The organism is Streptomyces sp. NPDC057623 (genome assembly GCF_042800355.1).
GTDB lineage: Bacteria > Actinomycetota > Actinomycetes > Streptomycetales > Streptomycetaceae > Streptomyces.
In genome coordinates, this window is record NZ_JBHVGZ010000033.1 from 2,290 (window position 1) to 19,613 (window position 17,324).

12 protein-coding genes and 1 tRNA gene are annotated in these 17,324 nt (G+C 70.0%); 10 read left to right on the forward strand and 3 right to left on the reverse strand.

Going from position 1 to position 17,324, the window contains the following annotated elements; translation table 11 throughout:
- Nucleotides 1–166 precede the first annotated feature (166 nt).
- Both chpH and ACFU95_RS28700 read right to left on the reverse strand, forming a co-directional pair.
- Nucleotides 167–400 (reverse strand): chaplin ChpH, encoded by a 234-nt coding sequence (chpH, locus tag ACFU95_RS28695; RefSeq protein WP_048584573.1) that lies wholly within the window; start codon nucleotides 398–400, stop codon nucleotides 167–169.
- Nucleotides 401–557: 157 nt separating this feature from the next.
- Nucleotides 558–1,883, reverse strand: a complete 1,326-nt coding sequence (locus ACFU95_RS28700) for a M20/M25/M40 family metallo-hydrolase (protein ID WP_383832863.1) — start codon at nucleotides 1,881–1,883, stop codon at nucleotides 558–560.
- Between the two features lie 189 nt (nucleotides 1,884–2,072).
- Between ACFU95_RS28700 and ACFU95_RS28705 the strand changes: the two genes are divergently transcribed.
- From ACFU95_RS28705 to ACFU95_RS28730, 6 genes are all read left to right on the forward strand, one after another.
- Nucleotides 2,073–2,160, forward strand: a tRNA-Leu gene (locus ACFU95_RS28705).
- Nucleotides 2,161–2,471: 311 nt separating this feature from the next.
- Nucleotides 2,472–6,329, forward strand: coding sequence for a Pls/PosA family non-ribosomal peptide synthetase (locus ACFU95_RS28710; RefSeq protein WP_383832865.1), 3,858 nt, complete (start codon nucleotides 2,472–2,474; stop codon nucleotides 6,327–6,329).
- Between the two features lie 77 nt (nucleotides 6,330–6,406).
- Complete coding sequence (locus ACFU95_RS28715) at nucleotides 6,407–7,726, forward strand: M1 family metallopeptidase (RefSeq protein WP_383832867.1); 1,320 nt, start codon at nucleotides 6,407–6,409, stop codon at nucleotides 7,724–7,726.
- Between the two features lie 118 nt (nucleotides 7,727–7,844).
- On the forward strand, nucleotides 7,845–11,597 hold the full coding sequence (locus tag ACFU95_RS28720; protein WP_383832869.1) for a metallophosphoesterase: 3,753 nt from the start codon (nucleotides 7,845–7,847) through the stop codon (nucleotides 11,595–11,597).
- 59 nt (nucleotides 11,598–11,656) lie between these two features.
- Nucleotides 11,657–11,788 carry a hypothetical protein gene (locus ACFU95_RS28725; protein WP_383833065.1) on the forward strand — a complete coding sequence of 44 codons (132 nt, stop codon included), beginning with the start codon at nucleotides 11,657–11,659 and terminating at the stop codon, nucleotides 11,786–11,788.
- Nucleotides 11,769–12,110, forward strand: a complete 342-nt coding sequence (locus ACFU95_RS28730; RefSeq protein ID WP_383833054.1) for a YchJ family protein — start codon at nucleotides 11,769–11,771, stop codon at nucleotides 12,108–12,110. The genes ACFU95_RS28725 and ACFU95_RS28730 overlap by 20 nt, the downstream gene beginning before the upstream one ends.
- Nucleotides 12,111–12,112: 2 nt before the next feature.
- On the opposite strand, the gene ACFU95_RS28735 is transcribed toward ACFU95_RS28730, so the two are convergent.
- Entirely contained in the window at nucleotides 12,113–12,814 is a 702-nt protein-coding gene (locus ACFU95_RS28735) for a FadR/GntR family transcriptional regulator (RefSeq protein ID WP_383832871.1), read from the reverse strand.
- Nucleotides 12,815–12,951: 137 nt separating this feature from the next.
- On the opposite strand from ACFU95_RS28735, the gene ACFU95_RS28740 reads away from it, so the two are divergent.
- From ACFU95_RS28740 to ACFU95_RS28755, 4 genes are read left to right on the forward strand one after another with little or no spacing between them, the layout of a single operon-like run.
- Entirely contained in the window at nucleotides 12,952–13,470 is a 519-nt protein-coding gene (locus ACFU95_RS28740; RefSeq protein WP_383832873.1) for a gluconokinase, read from the forward strand.
- 52 nt (nucleotides 13,471–13,522) lie between these two features.
- Nucleotides 13,523–14,950 carry a GntP family permease gene (locus ACFU95_RS28745; RefSeq protein ID WP_383832875.1) on the forward strand — a complete coding sequence of 476 codons (1,428 nt, stop codon included), beginning with the start codon at nucleotides 13,523–13,525 and terminating at the stop codon, nucleotides 14,948–14,950.
- A 10-nt stretch (nucleotides 14,951–14,960) separates the two neighbouring features.
- On the forward strand, nucleotides 14,961–15,722 hold the full coding sequence (locus ACFU95_RS28750) for an SDR family oxidoreductase (protein ID WP_383832877.1): 762 nt from the start codon (nucleotides 14,961–14,963) through the stop codon (nucleotides 15,720–15,722).
- 14 nt (nucleotides 15,723–15,736) lie between these two features.
- Nucleotides 15,737–16,786: an L-idonate 5-dehydrogenase gene (locus ACFU95_RS28755; RefSeq protein WP_383833057.1), complete on the forward strand. Its 1,050-nt coding sequence runs from the start codon at nucleotides 15,737–15,739 to the stop codon at nucleotides 16,784–16,786.
- The last annotated feature ends 538 nt before the right edge of the window (nucleotides 16,787–17,324 follow it).

Consider the following 17,324-nt stretch of genomic DNA (forward strand, 5'->3'; position numbering starts at 1 on the left):
CCTTTGGGGGGAACTTTTAGCGTTGTTGCTTACTTTCCTTTGCCTTTGTGGGGAGGGGGGGATGTGGGAAGGCGACAAACTTCCAAAAAAGGCCGGTCGCCCCCGGAGCGCGTGCCCCCTTCCCTGGGCCCGACGGGCTCAGCCCTTTAGAGGGCGAGGCACAACGTCACTTGTTGATGCAGGTGTTGCCGAAGGCAGGGTTCAGCAGCCCGATCACCGAGATCGTGTTGCCGCAGACGTTCACGGGGACGTGAATCGGCGCCTGGACGACGTTGCCCGACAGGACACCCGGGGAGTGCACCGCGGCACCCTGGGCACCGGAGTCGGCGACGGCGAGGCCCGCGCCCGCGAGAACCAGGCCACCGGTGGCAGCCGCAGCGGCGACGACCTTCTTGATCATTATTCCTCCTTGTTGGCAATGCGATCACAAGTAGCTGATCGCATCACCTGTAACGAGGAGGAACTAATAGGGCTACGACCTGATGAGCGCGTTCACCCGCGCCGGTCACTGTCAGTACGTCTGGTCGAATACAGAAGTGTGCTTTCAGCGGGTCAATTCAGGACGCATCGATGAACCGGTCGAGCACCCGCACCCCGAATTGCAGCCCGTCCACGGGCACTCGCTCGTCGACGCCGTGGAACATGCCCGCGAAGTCCAGCTCCGGCGGCAGCTTCAGCGGGGCGAAGCCGAAGCCCCGGATGCCGAGGTCGTCGAAGGACTTGGCGTCGGTCCCGCCGGAGAGCATGTAGGGGATCGCCTTGGCCGCCGGGTCCTCGGCCACCAGCGCGGACTGCATCGCCGCCACGAGCGCCCCGTCGAAGCCCGTCTCGACCGCCTTGTCGGCGTGTACGTCCTCGCGGCGCACGTTCGGCCCGAGAAGCAGGTCGAGGTCGGCGAGGAACTCCTCCTCGAAGCCGGGCAGGAAGCGGCCGTCGACGTGCGCGGTGGCCTCGCCGGGAATGACGTTGACCTTGTAGCCGGCGCCGAGCTGCGTGGGGTTGGCCGTGTTGCTGAGGGTCGCGCCGATGAGCTTGGCGATGCCGCCGAGCCTGGCGAGGGTGCCCTCCATGTTCTCCGGGTCGAGTTCGGTGCCGAGGGCGTCGCCGAGTTCGTCGAGGAAGGCCCGGGTGGTCTTGGTGACGCGCACCGGGAACTTGTGCCGGCCCAGCCGGGCCACGGCCTCCGACAGCTCGGTGATCGCGTTGTCCCGGTGGATCATCGATCCGTGCCCGGCGGTACCGGCCACGGTCAGCTTCATCCAGTGCATGCCCTTCTCGGCCGTCTGGATCAGATAGAGCCGCCGCTCCTCGCTCACGGTGAACGAGAACCCGCCCACCTCGCTGATCGCCTCGGTCACGCCCTCGAAGAGCTCCGGGTGCTTGTCGACGAGGAACCGGGCGCCGAACTTGCCGCCGGCCTCCTCGTCGGCGAGGAACGCGAGCACGATGTCCCGCGGGGGGCGGCGCCCGCTGCGCAGCCGGTCGCGGACGACCGCCAGGGTCATCGCGTCCATGTCCTTCATGTCGACGGCCCCGCGCCCCCACACGCACCCGTCCGCGACCTCGCCGGAGAAGGGGTGGTGGGTCCAGTCGTCCGCGTTGGCCGGTACGACGTCGGTGTGGCCGTGGATGAGCAGTGCGGGCCGGGACGGGTCCTCCCCCGCGATCCGCGCCACGGTGGAGGCGCGCCCCGGATGGGACTCGAAGATCCTCGGTTCGAGGCCGACTTCGGCGAGCTTCTCGGCGACGTACTCGGCCGCCTTGCGCTCACCGGGACCCGAGTGGTCGCCGTAGTTGCTGGTGTCGATCTGGATCAGCTCGCGGCAGAGGTCCACGACCTCGTCCTCGCCGGTGACGCCCCTGGCCGTGTCCGTCTCGCTCACGCTGCTTCCTCCCGCGCTGTCGCTGCTGGTGGTTCCCCCTCATCCTCCCCCTCACACCGCCGCCACCCAAGACCGGCCGCGTCCCGTCACACGCCGTTCACGCCACGACGGGGGGTGATCAGGCACCCTCGAAAGCCTGGTAATGTTTCCTCTGTCGCCGCGGGGGAAACCCCGCACGACAGACACCTTGTCCGGGTGGCGGAATGGCAGACGCGCTAGCTTGAGGTGCTAGTGCCCTTTATCGGGCGTGGGGGTTCAAGTCCCCCCTCGGACACCAGCGAAACCCCTGTCAACCAGGGGTTTTTTGCTTTTCCTGGCCGTCTCGGCAACCTGCGGTTCATCTCCGTTTCCACCCTGTCACGCACCGTGTGGGGCATGTCTCGTCCGCCGAAGATCACCAGGTCAACGCAGGTGTACCACCCCCGCGCACGCCCCGAACGGCCTCCCCGAGTGGTGAATCAACGACCGCGAACCTAGCGTCGTACTAAAATTTCCGGCTTGTTACGGAGCTGGAGCCGGACAACCCCAGGCAAACCTGCGGGCCCGCCAGCGCCCCGGAGGCATCCGGGATCAAGACGCGAGGACCGGATGGCAGCCATACACGAGGGCAGCGCTCTCGGCCTGCTCGACGACGAGATCCGCGAGAAGTTCGGCGACACGGCCCGCTTTTCCGGGGGCCAGGCGGCCTCCCCGCGCACCCTCGTCGACATCTTCGAGGCGTCCGTACGCTCGTGTCCCGACGAGCCGGCGCTGGACGACGGCACGACCAGCCTCACCTATCGTGCGCTGGCCGTCGAGGTGCAGCGGCTGCGGCGCAGGCTCGCCGCGGCCGGGGTCGGGCTCGGGGACAGGGTGGGCGTGCGGGTGCCGTCCGGGACCAATGACCTCTACGTCGCGATCCTCGCCGTGCTCGCGGCCGGTGCCGCCTATGTCCCCGTCGACGCCGAGGACCCGGACGAGCGGGCCGAGCTGGTGTTCGGGGAGGCGGACGTACGGGCCGTCGTCGGGGCGGGGCACGAGATCGCCGTGCACGGCACGTCCGGCTCCCCCGCCGCCCGGCCCGGCGTCGAGCACGACGCGTGGATCATCTTCACCTCCGGGTCGACCGGGAAGCCGAAGGGCGTCGCCGTCTCGCACCGCAGTGCCGCCGCGTTCGTGGACGCCGAGGCCGCGCTGTTCCTCACCGAGGAGCCGATCGGGCCCGGCGACCGGGTCATGGCGGGGCTGTCGGTCGCCTTCGACGCGTCCTGCGAGGAGATGTGGCTGGCCTGGCGGTACGGCGCCTGTCTGGTGCCGGTGCCGCGCTCGCAGGTCAGGAGCGGGGCCGATCTCGGGCCGTGGCTGGTGGAGCAGGAGATCACCGTGGTGTCCACGGTTCCCACGCTGGCCGCGCTCTGGGAGCCCGAGGCCCTGGGCGACGTACGCCTGCTGATCTTCGGCGGTGAGGCCTGTCCGCCCGAGCTGGTGCAGCGGCTGGTGACCGAGGGCCGCGAGGTCTGGAACACGTACGGGCCCACCGAGGCGACCGTCGTGGCCTGTGCGTCGCTGATGGGCGGCGAGGAGCCGGTGCGGATCGGGCTGCCGCTGGACGGCTGGGAGCTGGCCGTCGTCGACGAGGCCGGGGAGCCGGTGCCGATGGGCGGCAGCGGGCAGCTGGTGATCGGCGGGGTCGGGCTGGCCCGCTATCTGGACGCCGAGAAGGACGCGGAGAAGTACGCCCCGCTGGAGTCCCTGGGATGGGAGCGGGCGTATCGCAGTGGCGACCTCGTCCAGGCGGAGCCCGAGGGGCTGGTCTTCCTCGGGCGGGCCGACGAGCAGATCAAGCTCGGCGGGCGGCGGATCGAGCTCGGTGAGGTGGATGCCGCGCTGCAGGCGCTGCCCGGGGTGGCCGGTGCGGCTGCCGCCGTGCGGACCGCTCGCAGTGGGAATCAGCTGCTCGTCGGGTACGTCGTCACCCAGGACGGCTGGGATCAGGCGGCGGCGGTCGAGAAGCTGCGGGCGGAACTGCCCGCCGCGCTCGTGCCGCTGCTCGCGCCGGTCGCGGAGCTGCCGACCCGTACGTCGGGCAAGGTGGACCGGGCCGCGCTGCCCTGGCCGCTGGAGGGCCTGGAGAGCGGCGGTGGTCCGGCCGAGCAGCTCTACGGCACCGAGGCCTGGCTCGCCGAGCAGTGGACCGAAGTGCTCGGCATCCCCGTGACCAGTGCTTCCGACGACTTCTTCGCGATCGGTGGCAGCAGTCTGGCCGCCGCTCAGCTGACGACGCGGCTACGGACCCGGTATCCGAGTTCGGCCGTCCTGGACATCTACCAGCAGCCGGTGCTGCGGAAGCTGGCCCGGCGGCTCGAGGCGTCCGTGCACGACGACGGGGCGGAGCGGGTGGTCGCGCCGGTGCCGAAGCGCGCGCAGGTGCTCCAGCTCCTGCTGCTCGTCCCGCTGTTCTCGCTGCTCGGCCTGCGCTGGACGGTCGCGCTGGCCGTGCTCGGGAATCTGCTGCCCGCCTACGGGTGGCTGCCTACGGCCCCTTGGTGGCTGCTCGCCGTCGGAGTCGTCGTCCTGTTCAGCCCGCCGGGACGGCTCGCGCTGGCCGCCGGGGGCGCGCGTGTGCTGCTCAGGGGCGTGAAGCCCGGTCGGTACGCGCGGGGTGGCCGGGTGCATCTGCGTCTGTGGACCGCCGAGCGGCTGGCCGAGTTCAGCGGGGCGACCTCGCTGACCGGGGCGTGGCTGGAGCGGTACGCCAGGGCGCTGGGCGCCAAGGTCGGGTCCGATGTCGACCTGCACTCGTTGCCGCCGGTCACCGGGCTGCTGAAGCTGGGGCGCGGCGCGGCCGTGGAGTCCGAGGTGGATCTGTCCGGGTACTGGCTGGACGGGGACCGGCTTGAGATCGGCGCGGTGAAGGTGGGCGCGCATGCCGTCGTCGGCACGCGCAGCATGCTCTTCCCCGGTGCCCGGGTGGGCAAGCGGGCCGAGGTGGCGCCCGGTTCGGCGGTCACCGGGCAGGTTCCCACCGGTCAGCGGTGGGCGGGCGCACCGGCCGTCAAGCTGGGCAAGGCCAAGCGCAACTGGCCGAAGGACCGGCCGGGGCGCGGAACGTACTGGCGGGTCATGTACGGCATCACGGGCTTCGCGCTGACCGCGCTGCCGGTACTGGCGGGTGCGGCCGCGTTCCTCGTGGCCCGGGTGTTCTTCACGCCGGACGCGCCCCTGGCGGGTGCGGCGCTGGCCCTCGTACCGGCGACGCTCGCCTTCGGGCTGGCGTACGCCGTGCTGATCCTGATCGCCGTGCGGCTGCTGAGCCTCGGTCTGCGCGAGGGCACGCATCCGACGCACAGCCGGGTCGGCTGGCAGGCCTGGACGGTCACGCAGCTGATGGACCGCTCGCGGGAGACGCTGTTCCCGCTGTACGCCGGGCTGGTCACACCGGTGTGGCTGCGGCTGCTCGGGATGCGGATCGGACGGGGCGCCGAGGTGTCGACCGTGCTGGCGCTGCCCAGTCTGACCACGGTCGGTGAGGGCGCGTTCCTGGCCGACGACACGCTGACCGCGCCGTACGAGCTCGGTGGTGGCTGGATGCGGATCGGGCGGGCGGAGATCGGGCGGCGGGCCTTCCTCGGGAACTCGGGGATGACCGCGCCGGGGCGTTCCGTGCCGGACGGCGGGCTTGTCGGTGTGCTGTCGGCGACGCCGAAGAAGGCCAAGAAGGGCACGTCGTATCTGGGGCTGCCGCCGGTGAAGCTGCCGCGTGCCGCGGCCGACGGCGACCAGAGCCTGACGTACGACCCGCCGGCGCGGCTGCTGTGGGCGCGCGGTCTGGTGGAGCTGTGCCGGATCGTGCCGGTGTTCTGCTCGGCGGGGCTGGCGGTGCTGACGATCGCCGCGCTGTGTGCGCTGGGGGTCTGGGCGCCGCTGCTGGCGGGGCTGGTGCTGCTCGGGGCGGGTGCCGCCGCCGGGCTGGTGTCGATCGTCGCGAAGTGGCTGCTGGTGGGGCGGCATCGCAGCGGTGAGCATCCGCTGTGGTCGTCCTTCGTGTGGCGCAACGAGCTGGCGGACACCTTCGTCGAGGTGCTCGCCGTGCCGTGGCTGGCGGGTTCGGTGCCGGGTACGCCGGTGATGACGGCCTGGCTGCGCGGGCTCGGTGCGCGGATCGGCAAGGGCGTGTGGGTGGACAGCTACTGGCTGCCGGAGACGGATCTGGTGACCCTGGAGGACGCGTCCACGGTGAACCGGGGCTGTGTGCTCCAGACGCACCTCTTCCACGACCGGATCTTGCGGACGGATACTGTGGTCCTCCGAGAGGGCGCGACGCTGGGTCCTGGCGGGATCGTTCTGCCCGGCAGCGCGATCGGGGCCCGTACGACGCTGGGTCCCGCGTCGCTCGTCATGGCCGCGGAGTCCGTCCCCGACGACACCCGGTGGCTCGGCAATCCGATCGAGGCGTGGCGTCCCTGATGCCGGCCCACTCGGAGCCGGACAGCGGTGGGCCGGCGGGGAGTGGCATCGGTACGGCGCAGGGAGCACAGACAGCAGTGGCAGTTCAGCAGGCGGCGGGCGCGGACCCGTACTTCCCGGAGCACGGCGATCCCCGGTACCGGGTGCACCGGTACGAGCTCGCGCTGGACTACCGTCCGGGCCCGAACCGGCTCTCGGGGACGGCCCGGATCAACGCCATCGCGGGGCGGGCGCCGCTCACCGAGTTCGTGCTGAACCTGGCCGACTTCAGGATCGGGCGGGTCCGGGTCGACGGTCGGCAGCCGCACTACACGCATCGCGGCGGGCGGCTACGGGTGCGCCCCGCAAAGCCCGTGCGCGCCGGGGCGGCCTTCACGGTCGAGGTGCACTGGTCGGGCAACCCCAGGCCGGTGAACAGCCCCTGGGGCGGTCTCGGTTGGGAGGAGCTGGAGGACGGGGCGCTGGTGGCGAGCCAGCCGATCGGGGCGCCCTCGTGGTACCCGTGCAACGACCGGCCCGCCGACAAGGCGTCGTACCAGATCTCGATCACCACGCCGTCGGCGTACGCGGTGGTCGCGGGCGGGCGCCTGCTGACCCGTACGACGAAGGCGTCCACGACTACCTGGGTGTACGAGCAGTCGGCGCCGACGTCCAGCTATCTGGTCGGACTGTCGATCGGCAAGTACCAGACGGTGCTGCTGGGCGACCCGGGCCTGGGCGGGGTTCCGCAGCACGGGCACATCCCGGCGCATCTGCTGCCGGAGTTCTCCCGGGACTTCGCGCGCCAGCCGCAGATGATGGAGCTCTTCCAGGAGCTGTTCGGGCCGTACCCCTTCGACGAGTACGCGGTCGTGGTGACCGAGGAGGAACTCGACGTGCCCGTCGAGGCCCAGGGGCTGTCGCTGTTCGGCGCCAACCATGTCGACGGGGCGCGGGGTTCGGAGCGGCTGGTGGCGCACGAGCTGGCGCACCAGTGGTTCGGCAATAGCGTGTCCATCGCCGACTGGCGGCACATCTGGCTGAACGAGGGCTTCGCGAAGTACGCGGAGTGGCTGTGGTCGGAGCGGTCGGGTGGGCGTACGGCGCAGCAACTCGCGGCCACCGCGCACCGGTTGCTGTCGTCGATGCCGCAGGATCTGCGGCTGGCGGATCCCGGGCGCAAGTCGATGTTCGACGACCGGCTCTACGAACGCGGCGGGCTCGTGCTGCACGCGGTGCGCTGCGCGATGGGCGACATCGCCTTCTTCCGCATGCTGCGCGCGTGGGGCCAGCTGCACCGGGGCGGCACGGTGACGACGGCCGCCTTCACCTCACACGTGGCCCGCTTCGCGACCGAGCCGGTGGACGAGCTGTTCGAGGCGTGGGTGTATGGGGCGGGGCTGCCGCCGTTGCCGTAGGACGGGGCATGCGACTTACCGAAAAGCACCCCCTCCCGGTATGCAAATCGGTACTCTGACCGGTCCATCGGCTGACGGAAGTGGCGTCGTCGGCTGGCCCCGGCACCTGGACGGTCAGATGGTCCGCAACAGCATTACCTGGTGGCAGCTTTCCGATCTGCACTGGCCGTGTTCCCCTGAACCCGAGCGGGAACAGTACATCGCCGTACTGCTCGACCATCTCCGTGACGTACATGCCAACGAAGGCAGCCCGGACTTCGTGATCTTCACGGGTGACATCGCGCAGTCCGGAAGGGCAGAGGAGTACGACTCCGTCTCGGAGGTTCTCTTCGCTCCGTTGCGCGCCATCGTCGGGGAAGACACTCCGCTTCTCTTCGTTCCCGGCAATCACGACATGGACCGGGAGGAAGCGCAGTTCAAGGCGGCGCATCTGGTGACAGACCTCAAGGACGCGGACGCTGTCGACGCCTTTCTGAAGCATGCGCGCCAGCGCGACAACTTCGGGGATCCCTTCCGGAACTACGAGACCTTCGTCCGCCGCTGGGGCCCTGCGGGCACGGAAGACGTCTATCACTGGTCCCATGACGTCGTCGTGGCCGGCCGACGCTGTCGGGTGCTGGGCATCAACTCCGCCTGGTCGGGCTACTATCACGCCGCCCAGTCGGGGACCGACGATGACCGTGGACGGCTGTTACTGTCCATCTCGCAGATCCCGCGGCTGGAATCAGACGTCGACTACGCCCTCTTCGCCCAGCACCACCCCTTCGACTGGCTGCACCAGCAGATCTCGGCTCCCGCCGTTCAGAGACTGCGGCTCGAGTACCAGGCGGGCCTGTTCGGCCATCTCCACGACCCCCGTGACACGGGAATGCTCACGACGCCTCAATCCCGGCTGCTCCGCGTGCCCTCGATGCTGCTCTTCGGTCGCCCGCACGGCGACTACTCGGCGGAATTCGCCCGCGGTTACGCACGGGGGGAACTGCTCTTCGAGAAGAACCGTTGCCGTATCCGCTATTTCAAGTACGACAACGTCCACAGCGGCCGCTTCCGTGAGTACACCGACGTCTACCCCGAAGGCAAGGGTGCCTCGATGGAGACACTGCAGCCACTGCACCATCAACCCGCGTCGACGGCCGCGCAACAGGTGTCCACGTCATCGCTCGTGACGCTCCTGCCCAGGATCCGGCAGATGCAGTCACTCATCCCCGACCTGTGTGATCTGGACGGCGACTCGGCCCACACCCTGGGCGTCTTTCAGAATCTCCTGGAGCTGATCGACTCCGAGCTACCGCTCACCGCCTTCGGTGACGGCGCACAGGTCGCGCTGGCCCACGTGGCGGCTGAGCTGACGATCGTGCACGGCAGCTCCGGCATGATGCTTCCGGGTGGCGAGGCAGGCAGCACGGCGCGCGTAGCACGTGCCCTGGAGCCTCTTGCCGAAATGACGGACGAGGTCACCGACAAAGACATCACCGCGCTGTGCCGGCTCCTGGGCCACCTCAGCCTGGACGAGCCCGAGCACATTCGGCGCGCCGGAGACCTGCGGGGAAGTCAAGCCGCCGACAGCTTCGCGTTCCTGTGGGGCCTCGCGCGTCTCGCCCAGCTGCTCGACAACCCGGGGCTCATGGACGCGGATGCCATACAGCTGGGCCAGTACCGCAAGAACGTGCTCGGCGTGCGCCGACGCCAGCCTTCGGACGGCACGCTGGTGTTCGACCTGCTCACCACGGACCGGCGGTCGTTCCATCTGACCGCCGAGGCGCAGCACCTGGTCGGTCAGTACTTCACGGAACTGGAGAACGTCTGGCGCAGCTGGCAGGTGGTGCGCCCGCCCGTCCGGTTCGAACTCAATACGCCTCACTGGCGGGATCGCTCCCTGCGCAACCACGAACTACGGGTCGACGCCCGCCCCATCACACGGCTCCTGATGGGATCCGCCCTGTACGGAGACCGGCCCCATGTCTGGCTTCGTGAGCTGGTCCAGAACGCCGTCGACGCCACGGAGATGCGTGCCGCCACCAGCCCGTCCGGCTACGAGCCCCGCATCGACGTGCACCTTGAGGACGCACACCGCCTGGTCATTCGTGACAATGGTGTGGGCATGACCTACCAGCAGGTGGTCAGCCAGTTGTCGGTGCTCGGCCGTTCCGGATGGCGCGATGCTGTCGCCAAGCCCACCGAGGCGGTCACGGACGGGCCCGCGATCTTCGGCCGCTTCGGCATTGGGTTCGCGTCCGTGTTCAGTGTGGCGACCGCGGTCGAGGTACGGACGCGCACAGCCGACAGCCGCCCGGTGGACGGCATCCTTGTGCAGTTCTCCACGCCCGACCGCCCCTTCTACACGGACCACACGACGTGCGAGCCGGGCACGGAGATCCGGGTCCAGCTCGCGGACTCTCTGACCAGCACGGCGTTCCGTGACGCGATGACGGATCTTTTCGCGTACTTGCCGTCCTCGGTCAATGTCTCCCCCGACCTGCGGATGCCCAGCACACTGACCGAGTTTTCTCCGCTGGACCGCAAGCGCAAGCATCTCAACGGCTGGTCGGTGCAGCGGCGCCAGGGCACCACTCACCTCGGGCCGTATCCCGTCGACTTCCAGCTGGACGTGATTCACGATCCTCGGCCGCAGAACCGCAAAGAGGGCCATGTCCGGTCCCAGCAACGCAGCGGGAGCCAGCACGACCGACGGCCGAATTCCAGCGAGCTGGGGCGCACATCCGTGACCTTCTGCGTGGACGGCATCCGCATCACGGAACATGTCGGTCTGCACCCCAACGACGGAGGACGGCCTCGGTCGGACGAGATGAAACACGGGCATCTCACCGGATGCCACCTGACAGTCGACTTCCGTCGGGACAACGCACCCGTGACGGCTTCCCGCAACGCCCTGGAGAGCGACGAGGAGCTGCACAAGGAGGTGGTGAAGCTCGTCCAGACCACCGTGGCCGACATGCTCACGGAGCTCGTCCACACCGTCCAGGCCAACTGCGCCAACGACGCGGCGAGACGGCGCGCCGCATATCGGGCGCTCCGCGACACGCTCATCGGCTGGGACAGCTACCGACCGGACAGCTATCAGTCCTGGGGAGGCTTCCACGCTTCGCCGGAGCTGTCGCGGGCAGCCGCCGAGGTCTACGTCAAGCACTGCCCTGTCACCGTTCGCTCGGCCAACGGCATGAGCAGGTACGTTCCGCTGGCCGAGGTCGACCCGACCCATTGCTCGGTGGCCACGACCACCAAGCTGGCGCAGCACGACCTCTTTCCCACCTTCGCTCGCGCGGCCGGCCTGAACGACTGGATCGTCGCCCTCGAAGGTCGGGAACTCAACCTGATCGAGGAGGCCTGGCCGCATGAGCCGTCGCTCAAAGTGGTCAGCGAACCGTCGCACCTCATGGATGACTTCCAGACCATCTTGCCCGAGGTACGCGAGGGTCACCTGTGGCAGCTGTTGCGCTCCGACTACGCGCTCTCGGAGAGCCAGATCTTCGGGGACGCCCTGGTGGTTCCGCTGCCGACCCGTCGCAATACGGTGAAACCCGCAGACGGCGTAGCAAGACGGCGTCTGAACACCGCCCAAGGGGAACGGCCACGCAAGCTGCTCAACCGGCGGCATCCCGTCCTGTTGGCCGTTGAGCAGTATCTGGGTCGGACGGCCACAGCCGACGACTCGGATACCGCCACAGCCGTGAATGAAGTGATCGGTTGGCTTGATCTCCTGTGCGACCAGGTCCTGGACGAGGACCGCGTCACCGTACGCCGTGAGCGCTGGAACCAGCTCCGGCTGAGGCTCAGGGACATGACCGGCGAGAGTTTCTCCGGCACGTCCGCTGATGCCCTGCACCTGTCGTGGGCGGATACGCACGGCTGAGTCGGCCCACCGCATCCGGGCCATGGCCAGGATCTCCTCGCCCAGGAGCCGACGGCGCCTTGGACATCGGCACCGTGGACAATGGTGACCATGGCTTCCCGACGCAGTTCAGCTCCACGCCGTCAGGCTTCGCGGCCCGCGGTCTCGACAGCGTGTCCGTGTGGGAGTCCGCTGTACACGGCATGCTGTGAGCCGTTCCACCGGAACGAGGTCGGCGCACCCACCGCCGAGGCCCTCATGCGCTCCCGGTACAGCGCGTTCGTCAAGGGCGACGCGGCCTACCTGCTGCGGACCTGGCATCCGCGGACGCGGCCGGCGCGGCTGGAGCTCGATGCGGGGATGCGGTGGAGCGGGCTGGAGATTCTGGGGACGACCGACGGTTCGGCGTTTCACGCCGCGGGGACCGTGACCTTCCGTGCCTCGTTCCGGGGTGGGTCGCTGCATGAGCGGAGCCGGTTCGAGCGGGTCGACGGGGCTTGGGTGTACGTGGACGGGGAGTTCCTGGACCAGTAGGTCTAGGGCGCCAGGATGTCCAGTTCCTGGAGGGCGCCCATGGTGATCTCGCGGGTCAGGTGTTCCGCGCGGACCGCGTCGCCCGCGCGGACCGCCTCCGCGACCTGGACGTGCAGCGTGACCGCGGCCGGGTCGGGGTCCTCGAACATGACCTCGTGGTGGGTGCGGCCCGCGAGGACCTCGGCGACGACGTCCCCGAGGCGGGCGAACATCTCGTTGCCTGAGGCGTTGAGGATGACGCGGTGGAAGGCGACGTCGTGGATGAGGTAGCCCTCCAGCTGGTGGCCGCGTGAGTGGGCGACCATGCCGAGGGCGCACTCGGTGAGTTCGGCGCACTGGTCGGCCGTGGCGTACTTCGCCGCCAGTCCCGCCGCCGCGGGCTCGATCGCCGAGCGCAGCATCGTGAGGGAGCGCAGCTGCTGGGGGCGGTCGGCGCCGGCCAGGCGCCAGCGGATGACCTGGGGGTCGTAGACGTTCCACTCGGCCTTGGGGCGGACGGTGACGCCGACACGGCGGCGGGATTCCACCAGGTGCATGGACTCCAGGACGCGGACCGCCTCGCGCATCACCGAGCGGGAGACGTCGAAGCGCTGGGCCAGTTCGTCGGTGCGCAGCACGCTGCCCGGCGGGTACTCGCCCGCGGTGATCGCGGGGCCGAGGGTTTCCAGTACTTGGCCGTGCAGCCCCCGGCCCGTTGCGCTCATGCACTCAGCGTACGGGTCAGATCACGCGATCAAAAAGTCAGACTTATATGTCACAGCCTCTTGAATTCGTCGTACCTAATGAGTTTCAGTTGCGTCGACATCACGTGTCGACGAAGACAGCAGACAGTGAGGCAGCGATGAGTACCCCCCATGTCGTCGTGGTCATGGGCGTCGCGGGCACCGGCAAGACCACCATCGGTCCCCTGCTCGCGGCCCGGCTCGGCGTCCCGTACGCCGAGGGCGACGACTTCCACCCGCAGGCCAACATCGCCAAGATGTCGGCCGGCACCCCGCTCGACGACGACGACAGGTGGCCGTGGCTGGACGCCATCGGCGCCTGGGCGCACGAGCGGGCCGGACTCGGCGGGGTGGTCAGCTGCTCGGCGCTGAAGCGGTCGTACCGTGACCGGCTGCGGGCCGAGGCGCCCGGGGTCGTGTTCGTGCACCTCGCGGGCGACCGCCCGCTCATCGAGGACCGGATGTCGCACCGGCAGGGGCACTTCATGCCCACGGCGCTGCTCGACTCCCAGTTCGCCACGCTCCAGCCGCTCCAGCAGGACGAGGCCGGAGTGGTCGTGGACGTGTCCGGCGGCCCCGAGGAGATCACCGAACGGGCCGTGTCGGCCCTGACCGTGCTCCCCGAGCCGACCCCGTAGCCCCCACCCCCCGCGCTCCTCCCCCATCCCCGTACCTGCAAGGGAAACCCCCGTGACCAGACTCAGCGTCGAGATGCTGGCAGCAGACACGGTCGAGCCCATCACCTCGGCCGGCCACGCGCAGCTGGGCATCGCCGTTCTGGCGGGCATCGCCGTCATCGTGCTGCTCATCACCAAGTTCAAGCTCCACGCCTTCCTGTCGCTGACCATCGGGTCGCTGGCGCTGGGCGCGTTCGCCGGGGCGCCGCTCGACAAGACCATCGTCAGCTTCACCACCGGCCTCGGCACCACGGTGGCCGGCGTGGGTGTGCTGATCGCGCTCGGCGCGATCCTCGGCAAGATGCTCGCCGACTCCGGCGGCGCCGACCAGATCGTCGACACGATCCTCGCCAGGGCGAGCGGCCGTTCGATGCCGTGGGCGATGGTGCTGATCGCCTCGGTGATCGGGCTGCCGCTGTTCTTCGAGGTCGGCGTCGTGCTGCTGATCCCGGTCGTGCTGATGGTCGCCAAGCGCGGCAACTACTCGCTGATGCGCATCGGCATCCCAGCCCTCGCCGGACTGTCCGTGATGCACGGACTGGTCCCGCCGCACCCGGGGCCGCTGGTCGCGATCGACGCGGTCCAGGCGAACCTCGGTGTCACCCTCGCGCTCGGCGTGCTCGTCGCCATCCCGACGGTGATCATCGCCGGTCCGGTGTTCTCGCGGTACGCGGCCCGCTGGGTGGACGTACCGGCGCCCGAGCGCATGCTTCAGGCACTTGGGGAGTCCGGCCAGACGTCCGACGAGGGCGTCTCCAAGGAACCGGCGAAGCGCCCTGCCTTCGGGCCCACGCTGTTCACGATCCTCCTGCCCGTCGTCCTGATGCTCTCCAAGGCACTGGTCGACATCGTGATCGACGACCCCGAGAACACCGTGCAGCGCGTGTTCGACGTGATCGGCTCGCCGCTGATCGCCCTGCTCGCCTCCGTGCTCGTGGGCATCTTCACGCTGCTCAGGCCGGCCGGGTTCCACAAGGAGCGGATCTCGCCGCTCGTCGAGAAGAGCCTCGCCCCCATCGCCGGCATCCTGCTGATCGTGGGCGCGGGCGGCGGCTTCAAGCAGACGCTGATCGACACCGGCGTGGGTCAGATGGTCCTGGACATCTCCAAGGACTGGTCGATCCCGGCACTGCTGCTGGCCTGGCTGATCGCGGTGGCGATCCGGCTGGCGACGGGTTCGGCGACGGTGGCGACGGTCTCGGCCGCCGGGCTCGTGGCGCCGCTGGCCGCCGACATGTCGACGACCCACGCGGCTCTGCTGGTCCTCGCCATCGGCGCCGGCTCGCTGTTCTTCAGCCATGTCAACGACGCCGGGTTCTGGATGGTGAAGGAGTACTTCGGCCTCAGCGTCGGCCAGAACATCAAGACCTGGTCCGTCATGGAGACGATCATCTCGGTGGTCGCCGGCGGTCTGGTCCTCCTGCTCTCGCTGATCATTTAGGGGTACGACGATGACGGCTCACCCTCTCTTCGACATCAGCGGCCGCACGGCCCTGGTCACCGGCTCCAGCCGGGGCATCGGCCTCGCGCTCGCCCGCGGTCTGGCGGAGGCCGGCTGCACGGTAGTCCTCAACGGACGGGACGCGGAACGCCTCACCAAGGCCGCCGCCGAACTGCCCGGTGACGTCCACACGGCCGTTTTCGACGTGACCGACGGGCCCTCGGTGGCCGCCGGAACAGCGGATGTCGAGGAGCGGGTGGGCCCGCTCGACATCCTGGTCAACAACGCGGGCATGCAACTGCGCGCCCCGCTCCTCGAGTTCACCGACTCCGACTGGCATCGCATCCTCGACACCAACCTCACCAGCGCGTTCCTGGTGGGCCGGGAGGTTGCCCGCCGGATGACGGAACGCGGCCACGGAAAGATCGTCAACATCTGCTCGCTGCAGAGCGAGGTGGTCCGCCCGGGCATAGCGCCCTACGCCGCCACCAAGGGCGCGCTGAAGATGCTCACCAAGGGCATGTGCGCCGACTGGGGCCCGTACGGCGTCCAGGTCAACGGCCTGGGTCCCGGCTACATCGAGACCGAGCTCACCCAACCCCTTGTCGCGGACGAGGAGTTCAGCGCCTGGGTGCGGCGACGCACCCCGGCCGGACGCTGGGGGCGTACCGAGGACCTGGTGGGCGGGGTCCTGTTCCTCGCCTCGCCGGCCGCGGACTTCGTCAGCGGCCAGGTGCTGTACGTCGACGGCGGCATGACGAGCGTGCTGTGAAGGAGGCCATGGGGATGCTCGGTTGTGTGATCCACGGTGCGGGCGACCTGCGGGTCGAGGAACTGCCGGTGCCGGTGCCGGGCCCCGGACAGGCGCTGGTGGCCGTGCGGTACGGCGGGGTCTGCGGCTCCGATCTGCACTACTGGCGGCACGGCGGGGTCGGCGACTTCCGGCTCAGGGAGCCGATGCTGCTCGGGCACGAGGTGGTCGGGACGGTCGTCGCGTACGGCGACGGGGCCTCGGGTCCGGTCGTCGGTACGGCCGTCGCGGTGCACCCCGCCACTCCCTGCACGGTGTGCCCGGAGTGCGCGGACGGTCGGCGCAACGTCTGCCGGGACACCCGCTATCTCGGCAGCGCGGCCCGCTTCCCCCATGTACAGGGCGGATTCGCCGCCCAGGTGGCGGTCCCGGCCGACCAGTTGAGGCCGCTCCCGGCCGGTCTCGACCTGCGGCGGGCGGCGCTCGCCGAGCCGCTGTCCGTCGCGCTGCACGCGGTGCGGCGGGCCGGAGAGCTGGCCGGGAGGCATGTCCTGGTCACCGGGGCCGGGCCCATCGGGTGCCTGGTCGTGGCGGCGGCGAAGGCCGCGGGTGCCGGACAGGTGACGGTGACGGACCTGCTGCCGACGGCTCTCGGGTACGCGCGCACCGCCGGCGCCGACACCCTCGTACAGGCCGATGATCCGGACGACTCCGGGTGGCCCTTCGAGGTGGACGTGGCGATCGAGGCGTCGGGCGTCGCCGCGGGCCTGGACACCTGTCTGCGGCTGGTGCGGCGTGGCGGCGTCGTGGTGCAGCTGGGGATGCTGCCGCCGGGGCGGAGTCCGTTCGCGGGGAACCTCGTCGTGAGCCGGGAGATCGAGCTGCGCGGGGCGTTCCGCTTCGACACGGAGTTCGACGCGGCGCTGGAACTGCTCGCGGCCGAGGCGTCGTTCGACGGGCTGGTCAGCGCGGTCGTGCCGGTGCGGGAGGCCGAGGCGGCGTTCGCGCTGGCGGCGGACCGGGGCAGTTCCTGCAAGGTGCTGCTGGACTTCGCGGGCCCGGATTCCGCGGTGCCGGGTGTCTGAACTCGCACCGACGATCACCTGAAGCGCCTTCCCCGAAGGCGTCTTCGGCCCGATGATGAGGTGTCCCCTGGAGGCTGCCGCAGCCCCCGGGGGCGCGGACGTCGGGGGGTGTCATGGCGGTTTCCCTCGGGATGCGTATCTCGGGGCTGCTCGTCGTGGGGGCGGTGGCGGTGGCCGCCGCGGCCTTCACGAGTGACGGCGGTGGCACTGCCCACGGCGGGGGTGGCGGGGGCGGCTCGATCGTCTCCGCCGGCCCCTCGGCCGGTCCGCGCACGCCGCCGAACGGCCCGCCGTCCGGCGGCACTTCCCCGAAGCGGCAGTCCCCCGACGGTCATGTGCGCGGGCCGGCGGACACCGGCACGCCCAGCCCGTCCCGGGGCGACGTGGTGCGGGAGACTCCGAGCCCCTCCCCCAGCCCCTCCGTGAGCCAGAAGCTCCTCGAAGTCCCCGCCTGGCTCCCGCCCGGCCCCGGCTCGCCGGACGCCGACGGCCTTGCGGACCCGGCGAGCGGGTACGACGCGCTCCGCGATCCCGGCGA